The 16,485-nt window shown below is 60.6% G+C and carries 14 protein-coding genes; 7 read left to right on the top strand and 7 right to left on the bottom strand.

Features of this window, described 5'->3' with window-relative positions; all coding sequences use genetic code 11:
- Positions 1 to 99 precede the first annotated feature (99 nt).
- From NH398_RS04935 to NH398_RS04915, 5 genes are all read right to left on the bottom strand, one after another.
- A complete protein-coding gene (locus NH398_RS04935) occupies positions 100 to 948 on the bottom strand; it encodes a 3-hydroxybutyryl-CoA dehydrogenase (protein WP_253016973.1) in 849 nt (282 codons plus the stop codon).
- Entirely contained in the window at positions 945 to 2,591 is a 1,647-nt protein-coding gene (locus NH398_RS04930; RefSeq protein ID WP_253016971.1) for an acyl-CoA synthetase, read from the bottom strand. Before NH398_RS04930 ends, NH398_RS04935 begins: the two co-directional genes overlap by 4 nt.
- A 90-nt stretch (positions 2,592 to 2,681) precedes the next feature.
- Positions 2,682 to 4,475 (bottom strand): acyl-CoA dehydrogenase, encoded by a 1,794-nt coding sequence (locus NH398_RS04925; RefSeq protein ID WP_253016969.1) that lies wholly within the window; start codon positions 4,473 to 4,475, stop codon positions 2,682 to 2,684.
- Between the two features lie 114 nt (positions 4,476 to 4,589).
- Entirely contained in the window at positions 4,590 to 5,960 is a 1,371-nt protein-coding gene (locus NH398_RS04920) for an MFS transporter (protein WP_253016967.1), read from the bottom strand.
- Positions 5,961 to 6,095: 135 nt separating this feature from the next.
- Positions 6,096 to 6,734 carry a class I SAM-dependent methyltransferase gene (locus tag NH398_RS04915; RefSeq protein WP_253016965.1) on the bottom strand — a complete coding sequence of 213 codons (639 nt, stop codon included), beginning with the start codon at positions 6,732 to 6,734 and terminating at the stop codon, positions 6,096 to 6,098.
- 40 nt (positions 6,735 to 6,774) lie between these two features.
- On the opposite strand from NH398_RS04915, the gene NH398_RS04910 reads away from it, so the two are divergent.
- From NH398_RS04910 to NH398_RS04895, 4 genes are all read left to right on the top strand, one after another.
- Positions 6,775 to 7,158, top strand: coding sequence for a glyoxalase/bleomycin resistance/extradiol dioxygenase family protein (locus NH398_RS04910; protein WP_062373496.1), 384 nt, complete (start codon positions 6,775 to 6,777; stop codon positions 7,156 to 7,158).
- Between the two features lie 117 nt (positions 7,159 to 7,275).
- A complete protein-coding gene (locus NH398_RS04905; protein WP_159341440.1) occupies positions 7,276 to 7,680 on the top strand; it encodes a DUF4870 domain-containing protein in 405 nt (134 codons plus the stop codon).
- A 3-nt stretch (positions 7,681 to 7,683) separates the two neighbouring features.
- Complete coding sequence (locus tag NH398_RS04900) at positions 7,684 to 8,616, top strand: lysophospholipid acyltransferase family protein (RefSeq protein ID WP_253016963.1); 933 nt, start codon at positions 7,684 to 7,686, stop codon at positions 8,614 to 8,616.
- A gap of 11 nt (positions 8,617 to 8,627) precedes the next feature.
- Positions 8,628 to 8,978: a DUF4870 domain-containing protein gene (locus NH398_RS04895; RefSeq protein WP_159341438.1), complete on the top strand. Its 351-nt coding sequence runs from the start codon at positions 8,628 to 8,630 to the stop codon at positions 8,976 to 8,978.
- A gap of 10 nt (positions 8,979 to 8,988) precedes the next feature.
- Here NH398_RS04895 and NH398_RS04890 read toward each other — a convergent pair whose 3' ends face one another.
- Positions 8,989 to 10,398 (bottom strand): mannose-1-phosphate guanylyltransferase/mannose-6-phosphate isomerase, encoded by a 1,410-nt coding sequence (locus NH398_RS04890; protein WP_253016961.1) that lies wholly within the window; start codon positions 10,396 to 10,398, stop codon positions 8,989 to 8,991.
- The gene (locus tag NH398_RS04885) at positions 10,395 to 11,990 is read right to left on the bottom strand and encodes an alkaline phosphatase (protein ID WP_253016959.1); all 1,596 of its coding nucleotides are present in this window, start codon (positions 11,988 to 11,990) and stop codon (positions 10,395 to 10,397) included. Before NH398_RS04885 ends, NH398_RS04890 begins: the two co-directional genes overlap by 4 nt.
- Before the next feature lie 176 nt (positions 11,991 to 12,166).
- Between NH398_RS04885 and NH398_RS04880 the strand changes: the two genes are divergently transcribed.
- From NH398_RS04880 to NH398_RS04870, 3 genes are read left to right on the top strand one after another with little or no spacing between them, the layout of a single operon-like run.
- On the top strand, positions 12,167 to 13,696 hold the full coding sequence (locus NH398_RS04880) for a glucan biosynthesis protein G (RefSeq protein WP_253016957.1): 1,530 nt from the start codon (positions 12,167 to 12,169) through the stop codon (positions 13,694 to 13,696).
- On the top strand, positions 13,689 to 15,659 hold the full coding sequence (mdoH, locus tag NH398_RS04875) for a glucans biosynthesis glucosyltransferase MdoH (protein WP_253016955.1): 1,971 nt from the start codon (positions 13,689 to 13,691) through the stop codon (positions 15,657 to 15,659). The genes NH398_RS04880 and mdoH overlap by 8 nt, the downstream gene beginning before the upstream one ends.
- Positions 15,660 to 16,463: an FkbM family methyltransferase gene (locus NH398_RS04870; RefSeq protein ID WP_253016953.1), complete on the top strand. Its 804-nt coding sequence runs from the start codon at positions 15,660 to 15,662 to the stop codon at positions 16,461 to 16,463.
- Positions 16,464 to 16,485 lie beyond the last annotated feature (22 nt).

The raw sequence follows: 16,485 nt of genomic DNA, 5'->3' as shown, positions 1-16,485 counted from the left end.
TGATTGTTATTGCGCTTGTAAGTGATGACCACTCAACCCTAGCGAACGCTTGGTTGGGTGGCAATCACTTCTTTTGTCGCGCTTCAATCCGGCAGTTGGCTATTCGTAGATATAGAACCCACGGCCGCTCTTACGGCCCAGGTAGCCTGCGGCCACCATGCGCTTGAGCAGCGGGCAGGGGCGATATTTGGGGTCGCCAAAGCCTTCCTGCAGCACGTCCATAATCGCGAGGCATACATCCAGGCCGATCAAATCCGCCAGCGCCAGCGGCCCCATCGGGTGGGCAGCACCCAGCTTCATGGCCTCATCGATGGCTTCCGGCGTCGCGGTGCCTTCCTGCACGATAAACGCGGCTTCGTTAATCATCGGCACTAGCAAACGGTTCACGGCAAAGCCCGGCGCGTCGCCTACCGGCACGGCGGTTTTGCCCAGCGCTTTGGCCAGCGCTTCAATGCGCTCGACGGTGGCATCCGAGGTTTGCTCAGCACGGATCACTTCCATCAACTTGAGTACCGGCACTGGGTTGAAGAAGTGCATACCCACTACTCGCTCCGGACGCTCGCATACAGCGGCCAAGCGGGTGAGAGACAACGAGGACGTGTTAGAGGCCAGGATGGCATCGCTGCTCAGATGGCTGAGATCGCGAAACAGCTTCTCTTTCAGCGCAGGCTGCTCAGGGGCGGCTTCGATAATCACGCTGCAGTCGCTGAGCGCATCGAGCGCCGTGGTGGTAGAGAGTCGAGCGAGTGCTTCTTGCTTGCCCTCTGCGGTCATCTTCTCTTTGGCAACGAGCTTCTCGAGCCCTTTATCGATAGCGCCTTTGGCGCGGGTGAGCTGCTCGTCGGCGACATCGTACAGCCGAACGTTAAAGCCACTGGCGGCGACCACTTGGGCAATGCCCTGCCCCATGGTGCCTGCGCCTACCACGCCGATCCGTTGTTCGCTCATTGCTGCCCCCCTGACTGGTGCTGCTTGGCTTCTTCACGCAGCACGAATTTTTGAATTTTGCCCGTCGATGTTTTCGGCAGCTCGCTAAAAATCACCGTTTTGGGCACCTTAAAGCTCGCTAAACGCTCACGGCAGTGGGCGATGATATCCGCCTCGGTGACCTCGCCGTAGCCGATTTTTAACTTAACAAACGCACAGGGCGTTTCGCCCCACTTTTCGTCCGGCTTCGCGACGACCGCCGCCTCTTCAACCGCCGGATGGCTGTAAATGGCATCTTCCACTTCGATGGTGGAGATATTTTCACCGCCGGAGATGATGATATCTTTCGAGCGGTCCTTAATCTCGATATAGCCATCGGCGTGCCACACCGCTAAATCACCGGTGTGGTACCAGCCGCCCTCTAGCGCTTTTTCCGTCGCCTCGGCGTTTTTGAGATACCCCTTCATCACGTTGTTGCCGCGCATCAAGATCTCGCCCATGGTTCGGCCATCTTTAGCGACGGGTTCTAACGTCACCGGGTCGGCCACGCAGAGCGCTTCCAGCATGTGGTAGCGCACGCCTTGGCGGGCCTTGATTTTGGCACGGGACTCCAAGGGCAGCTCGTTCCACGCATCACGCCAAGCGCATACGGTCACCGGGCCGTACACTTCAGTAAGCCCGTATACGTGAGTGACTTCGATACCCAGCTTTTCTACCCCGGCAATCACCGAGGCGGGCGGCGCGGCACCGGCGGTGGTCACTTTTACCGGATGATCAAACACCCGCTTTTGGTCGGCCGGTAGGTTCACCAACCCATTGAGCACAATCGGCGCGCCGCTGAAGTGGGTGACGCCCTCTTCGACGATCAGGTCCGTGATGCGTTTGGGATCGACTTTGCGCAGGCACACGCTAACGCCCGCATTGGCGGCAATGGTCCAGGGGAAGCACCAGCCGTTGCAGTGGAACATCGGCAGCGTCCACAGATACACCGGGTGATGGGGCATGGCCCACTCGAGAATATTACTCACCGCGTTCAGGTAGGCACCGCGATGGTGATACACCACGCCCTTGGGCTTGCCGGTAGTGCCGGAGGTGTAGTTCAGCGAAATCGCCTGCCATTCGTCGTTGGGCAGCCGATAAGCGTAATCAGCGTCGCCCTCAGCCAGTAGCGCTTCGTACTCCAACTCGCCAATGCCTTGGGTGTCGCCCAAAAACTCGGGGTCGGCTACGTCAATAATCAGCGGTTTGCTTTCCAACTTGGCAACCGCCGCTTGAATCACCTCGGCAAACTCAGGGTCTACTAGAACCGCCTTGGCTTCGCCGTGGGCCAGCATATAGCCAATCGCATCGGCATCGAGGCGAATATTGAGCGTATTCAGCACGCAGCCCGCCAATGGCACTCCGAAGTGCGCCTCGAACATCGCGGGAATATTGGGCAGCATGGCGGCCACCGTTTGCCCGGGCTGAATGCCGCGCTTTTCCAGTGCCGAGGCTAGCTGGCGGCAGCGCGTCCAGGTCTCGGCCCAGGTGCGGCGCGTTGCGCCATGCACGACCGCGGGGTAGTCCGGGTAGATGGCCGCCGAGCGCTCAATAAACGTGAGCGGTGAGAGCGGCACATGGTTGGCGGCGGTCGGCGGTAAGTCTTGTTCAAAGATGGAGGTCATGATCGGTTCCTGCACTCTCGCTGTTGTTATAGGACGTTTTATTATTGGACATTCATAACGAATACCGCCGCCCATAAGGCGGCGGTGGCGTTAGTGAGCCGCGCTATCGAACTGGCTAAAACACTGCCAGCCGGCCTCGATCACGGCACGCTGGGCGCGGCCAACCGGCAGCCATTGGTGAATGGCAAACTCGGCGCTGCAGAGCTTGGTGCGGTAAAACGGCTCATCGCTGCCGCCTTTTACAGCCTGTTGGGCGTGCAGCGCCGCGATGCCCATTTGCCAAGCGCACAGCACGTGTCCGGCCAGGTTCAACAGTGGCGTGGCATACGCCTGTACGGCATCGGGACCGTGTTCAGGGTCGCTGCCCTGCTCCAGCACCAAGGTCATGGCAGCGCGCAGGTCGTCAGCGCCCGCCGCGAGCGCACTGCCCATGCTGGCCAGCGACGCTTCACCCCGCAGCGCTTCGGCCGTTTTATGCACCTCATCGATCAGCGCAGAGAGCGCCGCACCGCCGTCTCGTTGCAGTTTGCGGCCCGCCAAGTCCAGCGCTTGAATGCCGTTGGTGCCTTCATAGATAGGCGCAATGCGCGCATCCCGCAATAGCTGGGCCGCGCCGGTCTCTTCCACGTAGCCCATGCCGCCGTGTACCTGCACGCCCATAGAGGCGATATCCACCGCTTGGTCGGTCGAGAAGCTCTTCACAATCGGAATCAGAACATCGGCGCAGGCCTGGGCAGCTTGGCGTTCGGCGTCGCTCTCTGCGCGGCGAGCGATATCTAACTGCCCGGCACAGTAGAGCGCCAATGCACGCAGCGCATCAGTACGGGCACGCATGGAGAGCAGCATCCGGCGAACGTCAAAGTGGTCGCTAATGGTGCATTCGCTGCCGCCCCGCTGTTTGGGGGAGCGGCCCTGGGTACGGTCATGAGCGTAGGCAAAGGCGTGTTGGCAGGCGCGTTCGGCCACGCCAATGCCTTGAATCCCAACTTTATGGCGCGCCTCGTTCATCATGGTGAACATATGGTTCAACCCGCGCCCTTCCTCGCCGACGAGGTAGCCCACGGCACCGCCGTTTTCCCCAAAGCTCAGCGTACAGGTGGGCGAGCCGTGAATGCCGAGCTTATGCTCGATGGAGGCACAGGTGACGTCGTTACGCTCGCCGAGCGTGCCGTCGTCGTTCACCAGAAATTTGGGAACCAGGAACAGCGAAATGCCCTTATTGCCTTCCGGGGCATCCGGCTTACGGGCAAGGACGAGGTGAATAATGTTCTCAGCGGCGTCGTGTTCGCCCCAGGTGATGTAGATCTTTTGGCCGCTAATGCGGTAGTGCTCGCCTTCCGGCACGGCTTTGGTACGCACTTTGGAGAGGTCCGACCCTGCTTGAGGTTCGGTGAGGTTCATGGTGCCGGTCCAAGTCCCTTCGACCAGCTTGGGTAGATAGATGGCTTTGAGAGCATCGCTACCGTGGTGGGCCAGCGCTTCGATGGCACCGGCAGTGAGCATCGGGCACAGCCCCAGGGCCATGTTTGCGCCGTGGAGCATCTCCTGTACCGCGCTGGCCACCACTTCGGGTAGGTTCTGCCCACCCAGCTCTTCAGAAACGCCAATACCGTTCCAACCGCCTTCAACATAGGCGTGATAGGCGGCGGCAAAGCCTTCTGGGGTGGTCACACTGCCATCAGTGTGGCGCTTAGCCCCCTGACGATCGCCGGTGCTGTTGAGCGGGGCCCACACATCGCCCGCCAGCTTCGCGGCCTCTTCCAGAACGGCCTCGACGAGATCTGGCGTGGCCTCTTCGAACCCTGGTAGCGACAGGGAGTGGTGGGCTAACATCTCTTCGAGCACGAAGCGAAAATCACGAACCGGGGCGGCGTAATAATTCATGGTAAAACCTCAGGCGACGGCGGTAAAAGTAGTAAAAACACTATCGCCGATAGTAGTTTCCCTAGTCTCACCACACTATTAGCTTAAGGTCTCACCTGTCGCCGCCTCAGCGGCTTATTTGCGCACCTCGGTTTCCACGTCATCGTAGTAGGTGATGTGGCTCTCGTCTTCTTGGGGCGGCCCCACTACCGGCTCAGCCACGTCGACTTCGGGCACGACGTCGGAAAGGTCTTCCAGGTGCTCGTGTTCGAGCGCCCCTTGTACCAGCTCTTCGGTCACCACCAGCTCAGCACCTGCGGCGGTCATCGGCGTAGTGGCCGTAAACGGTGCCACCGGCACCGGTGCCGGGCGAACGCTACGACGCCAGCTAAAGAACAGCACGAAGAACAAACTGAGTGAGCCAAACGCCCAGAACAGGCCCGCATCGCCCATGGCGGTCATCACCGGCGAGATCATCAGCGGGCTGATGGTGGCACCAATCGAGTTGATCAACAAAAGTCCCTGGCTCATCCGCACCAAGGCACCAGCAGGCGCACGGTCGGCAGCATGGCTAACGGCCACCGGGTACAGCGCGAACACGCCACCACCCAACAAAAAGAGCAGCACGGCGAGCAGCGGCGTGGAGAGCGGCAACCACAGCATCGCCGCTGAAATCACCACGCAGAAGGCGCTGATACCAATCAAGACCATCTGGCGATCATGGCGATCCGACCAGCGGCCAATGGGGTACTGCAGCAGCATCGCCCCCATGATAACGACGGCCATCATTTGGCCGACCTGATTGACGCTCATGCCAATGCGCTGCAGGTAAAGCGGCAGCAGCGTGTAGGCGGCAGCGACCACCATGCCAGAACCGAGGCTGCCCATGACGCCGGTGGGGGTCATGGTGATCAAACGGTGCGGCGGTAGCGGTTCGGCGTGCTCGATGAGCGGCGACACCCGGGGAATCATCGCCATGGGCAGTACCGAGAGCGACGCCAACAGGCCAATCACCATGAAGGGCGCGGTGTCGCCCATGGCGCTGGTGATACCGAGCATGAGCTGCCCCAGCACCCCGGCGGCGTAAAGAGAGATCATATAAAGCGCCAGCAGGCGGCCGCGCACTTTCTGGTCGCCCGCCGTGAGCAGCCAACTCTCGATGACCAGATAAACACCCACCGTGGCCCAGCCGCCGATCAAACGCAGCGCAAACCATGCCCAAGGTTCGAAGAAAAGGCCTTGCAGCAGTACCGTCACCGCGACCAGCGAGGCAAAGCTGCCGTAAGCGCGAATATGACCAATGCGCAGCAGCAGGCGGTCGTTGACCATGGCACCCAGGGCTAGGCCGATGAAATAGGCCGACGAGACAATCCCGATCACCGTCGCCGATTCGCCCGCTGCGTCCAAACGCACGGTAATCAGCGTAGCGAGAAAGCCATTGCCAATCCCAAGAATAAACAGCCCTAATAGGGGCGCTAGCGCCATGGCCAGCAGTTGCCGCGACATGCGTACCTCACCTTGCTCAATGGATGAATCGTTGCCGTTAACACGCCATCACATCGAACAGGCAAGAAAACGGGCGCGCAATTATTGCTTTCAGAGGCGCAAAGTCAATGCTTTTTCGCCCCTTGTGCAAGCAGATTAGTGTTTTCTAAAAATTACCACGTCATTGCCAGTAAATTCGACTGTTAACCCCTGATCAGCCGCCCACCAGCGGAAGGTTGCTTCGCTAAAAAAACTGACATGGGTTGGGTCGTTGATGTAGTGCCAACGGGCGAAGGCTTCTTGGCTCGCCACTCGCTTGGTCATCAGCCCAAGATAGCCGCCGCGGTCGAGTTGCGCGACACGCTCACCCAGCACCTCGCCCGGCGTCGCCAAGTGCTCGACCACTTCGGTGGCGGTAATGAAGTCATACTGGCGGGTAAGCGACACGGCATGGGGCGCGTAAAAGATGTCGTACACGTCCATCTCAAAGCCCGCTTCCTCGAACATCACCGAGAGCGTGGGCCCGGGGCCACAGCCAAAATCCAGCCCTTTTGCCCCTGGAGCCAGCTTTGCCGCCAGCGGAGTGAATAAACGCCCCAAAAAGCGCCGATATCCCGTATCCTGCGGCGAGTTTTGGTGCTGGTCGTACTCGGCTTTTTCGTCAGCGGCACTTAAATGCTGCTCACTAGGCACAAACACCAGCGCACACGTGGCACACTGGTAGTACTCGCGGCGACGGTCTTGGTGGTACAGCGCAGGCTCCTGCGCGTGGCATAGCGGACAGCGTCGCATCATCGTATTCTCTGGTTTTTACGTTTGTATGAAGGAAAGAGGCATGCTCTCAGGTCTGGATCATCTTGTGGTTACCGTGACCGATATGGGTCGCGCAGTGGATTTTTACTCTCGCGTACTGGGCCTGGATGTGCGTTATCGGGACGCACAGCGCGTTGACTTGATGCTGGGTGACACGGCCCTGCGCTTGCACCAAACCGATACCGATATCGCGCCCATTTCAGCCACGCCGACACCGGGCAGCCTGGATTTATGCCTGCGCTGCCAGCTACCGCTGGACGAGTTCAAGCAGCACCTGGATGCGCTGGCCATCGAAGTCGAGCTTGGCCCCGTCGCTCGCCAGGGGGCTAGCGGCCCCATCGAGTCGCTTTACCTGCGCGACCCCGACGGCAACCTGCTGGAAATCTGCCGCCCGGCAGCCCGTTAAGTATGCCCCCGACGTGGGCGGCCTGCGGGTGATAAGTCGCCCCGCCCACGCTATCATAGCGGGCAGTCAAAGTGTCCGCTGGATGCTGGAATAGACCTGATCAAAGAAGGAACGCCCATGCGCGATGACGCCCCGCTGGAAGGTGAAGTGGTCGACCGCCACGCCACGCCGGACGAGACCTCCGCCACCACCCCGCCCCCGGACACCACCATGGCCATGGTGAATTATGCCCTCTATCTCGCCAGTTTTGTGGTGGGCTTTACGTCACTGATCGGCGTCATCATTGCCTACGTGTACCGTGGCAAGGGTCCGGCTTGGCTGGATGAACACTACCGCTACCAGATTCGCACCTTCTGGATCGGCCTTCTGTACGGCAGTGTTGCCACCCTGCTCACGCTCATTCTGATCGGTTTCCCCATGCTGCTCGCGCTGGCCGTGTGGTTCATCGTGCGCTGCGTGAAAGGGTTCAAGGGGCTACAGGAAAAACGCGCCCCCTCCAATGTCGATAGCTGGTTGCTGTAACCCATGACCGAACAGGTAACCCCTTCCACGACGCGCTTTCAAGCCCGCGCCATTGCAACGCTATGGCGCACGCTCTCCCGCTGGCCGGTGCGCTGGCTCTGGCGCATTGCGGCTCTGGTGGGCCCGCAGGTGTACCGCTTTAGCAAGCGCGAGCGCCAGGTGACCGAGATCAATTTAGAGGTGGTCTACCCCGACGCGCCTGCCAGCCAACGACAATCCCTGGCCAAACAGAGCCTTCAGCACTCCACCGCGACAATGCTGGAACTCGGCCACGCCTGGATGGCCCCGCCCGAGAAGGTAGAAGCCAGTATTCTAGCGGTACATGGCCGCGACAAACTGGACAGCGCCCGGGCCGAGGGGCGCGGCGTGATCGTGCTGGCTCCTCACTTTGGCAACTGGGAAGTGCTGAACTTTTGGCTCTCCAGCCACTTTCCGTTTACCGCCATGTACGAACCGCCCAAAATCGCTGACTTAGAGCCGATTATCCGCCATGGCCGCGAGCGCATGGGCGCGAAGCTAGTACCCACCAACCCGCGAGGCGTGGCGGCGCTGCTCAAAGCGCTGAAGCGTAGCGAGGCCATTGGTATATTGCCGGACCAAGAGCCGGATTGGGGCAGCGGCGTGTTTGCGCCGTTCTATGGCCGCGATGCCTATACCGCCACGCTGTTACCCAAGCTGGTGGCGCGCACCCAAGCGCGGGTAGTCACCGGTGTGGCCCTGCGCATTCCTGGCAAAGGCTTCGAGATTCACTTTCTCGATGCCGACGAGCAGGTGTATAGCGAGGAGGATGCCACGTCCGCCACCGGCGTAAATGCCAGCGTCGAAGCTTCCATTGCGCTGGACCCAGCGCAGTATCAGTGGGAGTACAAACGCTACCGCAAAGTGGTGGAAGAGCAGCAAGGGCTGCCTAATGCCAACGACTTCCGTCTCTACTAGCGAGGATGGACATGACTGAACGATACCTCCCCAAAGAGGATACGCGTCCGCCACAAATTATTTATGCGCTTTATTTGGCAGGGCTCGTCACGGCCAACGTCACCCTGTTGATTGGTGTGATCATTGCCTATGTCTACCGTAAAGAAGCGGCCCCCTGGCTGCAGGCGCACTACCGCTATTTGATCCGCACGTTCTGGATCGGCAGCCTCTACTTTATCGTCACGTTTACCCTGAGCCTGATCTTTATCGGCACGCTACTCTGGCCGCTGCTGGTGGTATGGCTCGGCGTGCGCTGCATTATCGGCTGGGTGGCGGTGCGTAAAGGCCAGCCACCAGCACGGCCGGGTAGCTGGCTCTGGTAGGTACGCTCCATTACTCGTCGCTGTGGCGCGCGTACACGTCATCCAGTCGTTCGATGTCATCCTCGCCCAGGTAGCTACCGGACTGCACTTCGATCAGTTCCAGCGGAATTTTTCCCGGATTCTCCAGGCGGTGTAGCGCGCCAATGGGGATGTAAGTGGACTGGTTTTCGCTGACCAAAAACGTGCGCTCGTCCACCGTGACCTTGGCCGTGCCGCTGACCACCACCCAGTGTTCGGCGCGATGATGGTGGCGCTGTAGCGACAGCCGCGCCCCAGGACGCACGGTAATATGCTTCACTTGGTAGCGCTCTCCGTTGTCCATGGCTTGAAAGCTGCCCCAAGGGCGATGTACCTGCGGCGAAGTATGCGGCTCGCTGCGCCCGGCCTGGGCCAACGCCGCAACGAGCTGCTTGACGCCCTGCGCCTTGTCGCGCCGGGCCACCAGCACGCTGTCCGAGGTCTCCACTACGATCAGGTCTTCAACGCCCAACGTGGCCACCAAGCGGTGGTTCGCTACCACTAACGAGCGCTGGGTATCGCTCAATATTCCATCCCCGGTGACCACATTGCCCGCCGCATCGGGCGCATGGGTCGCCATTAGCGCGTCAAAGCTGCCAATATCGCTCCATTGGGCATCCAAAGGCACCACGGCCGCTTGGGCGCAGTGCTCCATGACCGCGTAATCGATCGATTCGCTAGGGCAGCGCTGAAACGCCTGCTCATCCAAGCGCAGAAAATCCAAGTCACGGTGGGCGCGGGTTACAGCCTCTTGGCAGGCGGCCAGCATCGCTGGCTGAAGCCGCTCGAGCTCCGCCAAATAGCGGGAGGCGCGCAGCAAAAACATGCCGCTATTCCAGAGCGTGTCACCCTGCTCAAGCAGCGCTTTGGCATGCTCGAACGCGGGTTTTTCGATGAATGCTGCCAGATGGTGACCCTCCCCCAACGCGTCACCGCAGGCAATGTAGCCGTAACCGGTCTCTGGATGGGTCGGCACCACGCCAAAGGTCACGAGATAACCCTGCTCTGCGAGCGGTTCGGCACGCCGCACGCTATCGATAAACGCCGCTGCATCGCCAATAACGTGGTCAGCGGGTAGCACCAGCAGCAGCGGGTCTTCGCCGGATTGCCGCGCCAACAGGGCCGCGCAGGCAATCGCCGGGGCGGTATTGCGCCCTGCTGGCTCTAGCACGATCTGGCCCTCCTGCTGGGCTTCACGCAGCTGTTCGGCCATCAAAAAACGGTGCGAATGGTGCCCCATCAGCATCGGCGGTAGCGTCGTCAAGCCCTCAAGGCGAGTGAGCGTTTGCTGAAGCAGGCTCTGTTCGCCGGTTAAGCGCAAAAACTGTTTGGGCATCTGCTCTCGGGAGAGCGGCCAAAGCCGGGTGCCGCTGCCACCGCTCAAAATAACCGGTTGAATCATGGTGTCGTCCTTGGTGATAGTGCCGAGGGGCCAAAGTCCTGCTGCAGCCAGTGGCGCAGCTGGCTCATTCGCGGCGCATCCTGCGGGCGCGCTATTGGAGGCAGCATACCCTCCACGAAACCGCGCTGTTTAAACGGTGCCAGCAACGCCGGGTCGCCGCTAATGATATGCACCGGAACCGCGGCACTGGCGTCATCGCCGGTAATCAGTGGTGCGGGCTGATGGTCGCCCAAGACAATCAGCAGCGTCTGCTCATCGGCCACTCGCGCGGCCCAGCGCCCGGTCACGCTAACAGCGTAGTCCACCGACCACGCGTAGTGATCGCGAATTCGCTCCAAATCTCGCCAAATCACTTCAGGCGGATCGCCTGCGTTTTCCCAAGGCGCATAGATACTCCCATCACCCACCAGCGACCAGTTTTCCAGCACCGGGAGCACCGGCGTCCAGGGCGCATGGCTGGAAATCAGCGCGAGTTGCGCAAAAACCGGCTCGTCGCCCAACAGCTCGCGCTGGGTATAGTCCAGGGTAAATTGATCCGGCATGGTCACCCAGTTGAGCGGCGGCCCGGCGTAGGGGATATCCTTCGCTGCGGCGATTTGGTCGAAGCCGTAGGCCTGCCCCTCTGGCCACGCCAACGTAATCGCGGGCATCACGCTGAGTGTGCGCTGACCGGTGGCATGAAAGTCATCGATCATCGTCGAGTGGCCGCTCTCCAGCATCAGCCGATACCAGAGCTGATTGTCGATCCAGCGACCACTCAGCGTCGTCGCATGGGCAAGCCACGACTGCCCACCGCGGATGGGAGATTCCACCAGCCCCGACACCACGTGCAGGCCACGGTTGGATAACCGACGCTTAAGGTCTTCCAACGTAAGCAGCAGCGTTCGGTTATAGCGCGGATCATCGAGAGCAGACACGCCGTAGGACTCGATGAACGTCAGCAGTACGTTCCGTCCAGCCAAGCCTGGCAAGGCCTGCGCCGCTAACGGAGACGCTTCTAACTGCTCACTGAATGCCTGCCGGGCCCGATGGGTATCGAGGATCTGCGCCCATTGAAAACGGGAGGTCGTGACCATCGGCAGCGCGGCATGGGGAACCAAGCGGTGGTGATTCGCCTCTAAAATACTCATACCTAAGCTACCCACCAGCAACACGCTGGCTGTGACAACCACCCCACCTCGGCCCTTAGGGGGGCGAGCAGGCAGTAATAGGCGCAGCATCAGCCACAGCAAGCCAAGGAGCAGCATACCGCCTAGCAGCATCAGGAAAATTGCCGCCAGTTGGCCTACATTACCCACTAGCAGGTGGTAAATGGAGCGTACCAGCGGCACATCCAGGTAGAGGTTGAGCGGCCGCCCAAATGCCGTATAAGTCGCCGCCTCCCCCAAATTGGCCGCCGTGGCCAGTGCCAGGGCACTAACGACCCCGATACCCACCCAGCGCCGCCATGGGCCAGGGGGTAATAGCAGCATGGCGGAGGCGATGACCCATGCTTCCCATGCGATCAAAGGAGATAGCGTGCCAAAACGCCACCACAACGGGGCGACCAATAGCACGTTCAGCGCACAGGCCGTGACAAGGAGACGAAGCATTCATTCCACCACTAGCGTTGTAGAGAGCATCAGCGGTATAACCGATTGACGGCGTACGCGCGTCGCTGCGTTTAATCTCAATATTTGACCCAACTTGTTAAGCGTATAGTTTTTGTTTAAATATTTCACACAATGACGTGTTGTCCACTCTATCAGGTCACGAAAGGAACTCGCCCATGGGTTGTCGTAGGACTGCAAAATGGATGTTATCACTGAGTTGGGCACTCGCCCTGCCCGCCACCGCTAGCGAAGACGCCGTATTTCAACAGGTCGTGGCGCGTGCCCAACAGTTAGCCAATGCCCCCTATGAAGCGCCCGAGTCTTCACTGCCCGAGGCACTGCAATCGCTTAACTACGATGGCTACCGGCAAATTCGCTTCAATCCCGAACGTGCCTACTGGCACGACGACAGCCCCTTTAGCCTACAGCTCTTCCACAGCGGGTTTCTATTTCAAACGCCGGTAGCGCTGAACATGGTCGAGAATGGCGACGTCGTCCCTCTCGACTTTACCACCGACGATTTTCGCTACGATGGCGACGCCAGCGAACTGCTCGAACATGATTTGAGCGGCAGCGGACACGCCGGTTTTCGTCTCCATTATCCGCTCAATAATCCCGACTACGCGGATGAATTCGCCGTCTTTCTCGGCGCCAGCTACTTTCGTCTGGTTGGCCAGCATCAAGCCTACGGGTTATCCACACGAGGGTTGGCGATCAACACCGCCTCGTCTCAAGGCGAAGAGTTCCCGGCCTTTCGCGAGTTTTGGTTGGTCACGCCGGACAGCGACGCCGAGAGCGTCACGCTGATGGCATTGATGGATAGCCCGTCGCTGAGCGGTGCCTACCGCTTCACCCTCACTCCCGGCGAGCACACCGAAGCGGAAATAGAAGCCGAGATCTTTGCCCGTGACGATATCGAAAAAGTCGGGATCGCCCCGCTGACCAGCATGTTCACCTTTGGGGAAGCAAGCGCCCAGCGGCCGGATGACTTCCGCCCTCAGGTGCATGACTCCGATGGCCTGCTGATGCATACCGGGCAAGGCGAATGGATCTGGCGACCGCTAAGCAACCCATCGGCCGTACGCGTTTCAAGCTTTACCGATGACGCACCCCAAGGGTTTGGCCTCATGCAGCGCGAGCGCGACTTTGATCGCTACCTCGACCTAGAGGCCAACTACCACCGCCGCCCCAGCCAGTGGGTCGAGCCACTGGAGGCGTGGGGCAAAGGTCACGTTGAGCTGGTGGAAATTCCCACGCCGGACGAAACCCACGACAACATCGTGGCCTACTGGGTCGCTGAGGACGCGCTCAAGGCTGGCGACACTCAGCGCCTGCATTACCGCACCTATACCCTGAACGAACAGCCTGAAGGGCACGCTCTGGGGAAAGTGATTCGCACCCGTCACGGCAGCGCCGCCGTGCCGGGTGAAGCGGACTCGCCTTCCGCCGAGCAGCGCCAGTTCGTGGTCGATTTTGCCGGCGGTGCTTTGGAGGCACTGTCGGCCGATGCGGAACTCACGCTGGATATCAGCGTGCGAGAGGGCGAAGCGTTACTGCCCCAGGTCAAAGTGCTGCCCAATAGCGGTCGACGCGCCACGTTCAGGCTGCCTCCCAGCCGCCAGCCCAGCGATATCCGTCTGCGCCTGATGCGCGACGGTGAGCCCGTAACCGAGACCTGGAACTACGTGTGGTATCCCGATGCGTGATGTGCCTACGCTGACGCCCTCCATCCCGTGGCTCAACGCTCGGCGTGCGCTGCTGGCCACGCTGGTCATCGGGTCCAGCATCGTAGGCTGTCTAGCGATGGTCCACGTGGTCGACAACCTTGCGCTGGGTTGGCAAATCGCCATGCTGACGCTGTTTGGCCTCACTTTTAGCTGGATTGCGCTGGCCTTTTGGGGAGCCGTCTGTGGTTTCGTGATCTGCGCGTTACGCCTTGACCCCCTCAGTCTCAAACGCGTGACGACAGAGCGCCCAACCGCCAGCCGTTTGGTCAGCCGCACGGCGTTGGTCATGCCGATTTACGCCGAACCCCCGATTCCCACGATGGCGGGGCTTGAAGCCACCTGCCGCTCGCTGCTTCAGCAGCCCAGTGCACAGGGCGAAGACACCGCGCGCGTGATCGGCCAGCACTTCGAAGTGTTCATTCTCAGCGATACCCAAGACCCCGCCCAAGCCGACGAAGAAGCCGCTCACGTGGCTGCGCTACAGCAGCGCTTGGCGGGGCAGCTCGCGGTGCATTACCGCCGTCGCCCCAACAATCACGGGCGTAAAGCGGGCAATATTGCCGACTTCTGCCGCCGCTGGGGCCGCCGCTACGACTATATGATCGTGCTGGATGCCGATAGCCTGATGAGCGGCGACACCCTGCTGCACATGGTGCATCAAATGCAGCGCTACCCCACCGTAGGGCTGATTCAAACCGTGCCAATTCCCGTGGGGCAACGCACGCTGTTTGGCCGCTTTACCCAGCTTGCCTCGGCGCTGTATAGCCCCATGCTGGCAGCGGGCCAGAGTTTTTGGCAGGGCGACGCCGCCAACTACTGGGGACACAATGCGATCATTCGTACCCGCGCCTTCATGGCCCACGCAGGGCTGCCAACGCTGTCCGGCAAACCGCCGCTTGGGGGCGAGCTTTTAAGCCACGATTTCGTAGAAGCGGCCCTGCTAAGGCGTGGCGGCTGGCAGGTACTGCTGGATACCTCGGCAACGGCAGCGCTGTCTCGACGTAACCTCCATGCCAGCGCGTCGCGCAACAGCTTCGAAGCCATGCCCAGCAATCTGCTCGATTTTGCCAAGCGCGACCGGCGCTGGCTCCAGGGCAACCTCCAGCACCTGCGCCTATTGACGGGCGCTGGCTTCCACATCATCAGTCGCCTGCACTTCTTCTTTGGTGCATTTGCCTACTTATCCTCTCTGGTGTGGCTGGGATTGCTAGTGTGCACCAGCCTCATGGTGGGCTACCACGCACTCGACGGTGCCACAGAGCCACTGTTGCCCAAGGCGCTATCCCTATGGCTATTGAGTACCACGCTAGGCATGCTGATGGCTCCCAAGCTGCTCGGATTACTGCTGACTATCTGCCAATGCCCCCACGCCTTTGGCGGGCGCTTCAAGCTGGTGGCCAGCACGCTGCTCGAGATCGTGTTTGCCGCGCTGATTGCGCCGCTGATGATGGCGTGGCACAGCTTGTTCATCATCAACGTGCTGATTGGCCGCGCCATCGACTGGCAAACTCAGCACCGGGGCGAGCGCTCGTTGAGCTGGCGTGAAACCTGGCGGCATACTGGGTGGATGACGCTCTGTGGGGTGCTGTGGGCAAGCCTGATGGCGCTGTTCTCTCCATCGGCGTTTGGTTGGCTGACCCCCGCTTGGCTTGGCCTCGTGGCCGCTGCCCCGCTGGTAAAATACTCAAGCAGCGGCACCTGGGGCGGCGTGGTCAGCCACCGGCTAGGGCTGCTGCACACGCCCAGCATTAGCCTGACACCGGCACTGCTCAAGGACTTTGCCGACCTGACGGCGCGCAGCTCTCAAGCGCTGGATACCCGTGGCGATCTCACGCTGAACGTGCCCCCCAACGAGCTGTATGGCGATATGCCTTGCCAACTGTTAAAACCCGGCAAGTCCTCTCAAGAGCCAGCCGTTTCCCGGGCGAAGGAGCCCCATTAGATGCCCTCTACGCTTCAACAGCTTCGTAGTGCCAGCGGCTTGGCCCGCTCCTTGTTCATATACTGGCGGCCTGGGCGGCAGCGCAGTTTGAAGCGGCTCTACCAGCCCTTTTTAGCACCGGGCGATATCGCCTTCGATATTGGCGCGCATTTGGGCGACCGCAGTGCCGCCTTTCAGTCACTGGGGGCGCAGGTCATTGCGCTAGAACCCCAGCCAGCGCTGGCCAAATGGTTTCAACGGCTGCTAAAAAGTCCCCATATCACCTTACTGCCTCTGGCGGTTGGCCCCGCCCCCGGCCATGCGGACATTGCCATCAGCGTGGGCAACCCTACGCTCTCGACGCTCGCTACCGAGTGGCGTCGCCAAGTCGGCGAGCGTAACCCGGGCTTCCAGCGAGTACGCTGGGAAGAGACGCTACGGGTGGAGATGACCACTTTGGATGCGTTGATCGACCGCTACGGCGAGCCTCGATTCATCAAGATCGACGTGGAAGGATTCGAGGCGGAGGTGCTGCAGGGGCTTAACTATCCCGTGGCCGCGCTGTCCGTGGAGTTCGTGGCGGGCATGCTCGAAGTGAGTCACGCTTGCCTAGCGCAGATTCAGCGCCTGGGCGACTACCGCTTCAACGCCATTGCCGGTGAGCAGCGCCAGTTCCGCTTCGATACCTGGCTTACGCCGGACGCCATGGCCGCATGGCTTGCCGAAGGGGCCGATCAGCTTGCCTCGGGAGACATTTACGCCTGTCGCAGCGACCACGCGCTATTATCAAACACGTGTGCCAAGCCCGGCGCGGCCCTTGGATGACACACGTTAATCACCCTATCGC

This window comes from Halomonas sp. CnH100-B (assembly GCF_024124605.1).
Lineage (GTDB): Bacteria > Pseudomonadota > Gammaproteobacteria > Pseudomonadales > Halomonadaceae > Vreelandella.
Note: the sequence above shows the minus strand (reverse complement) of the source record. Positions and strands in the feature narration are given on the sequence as shown.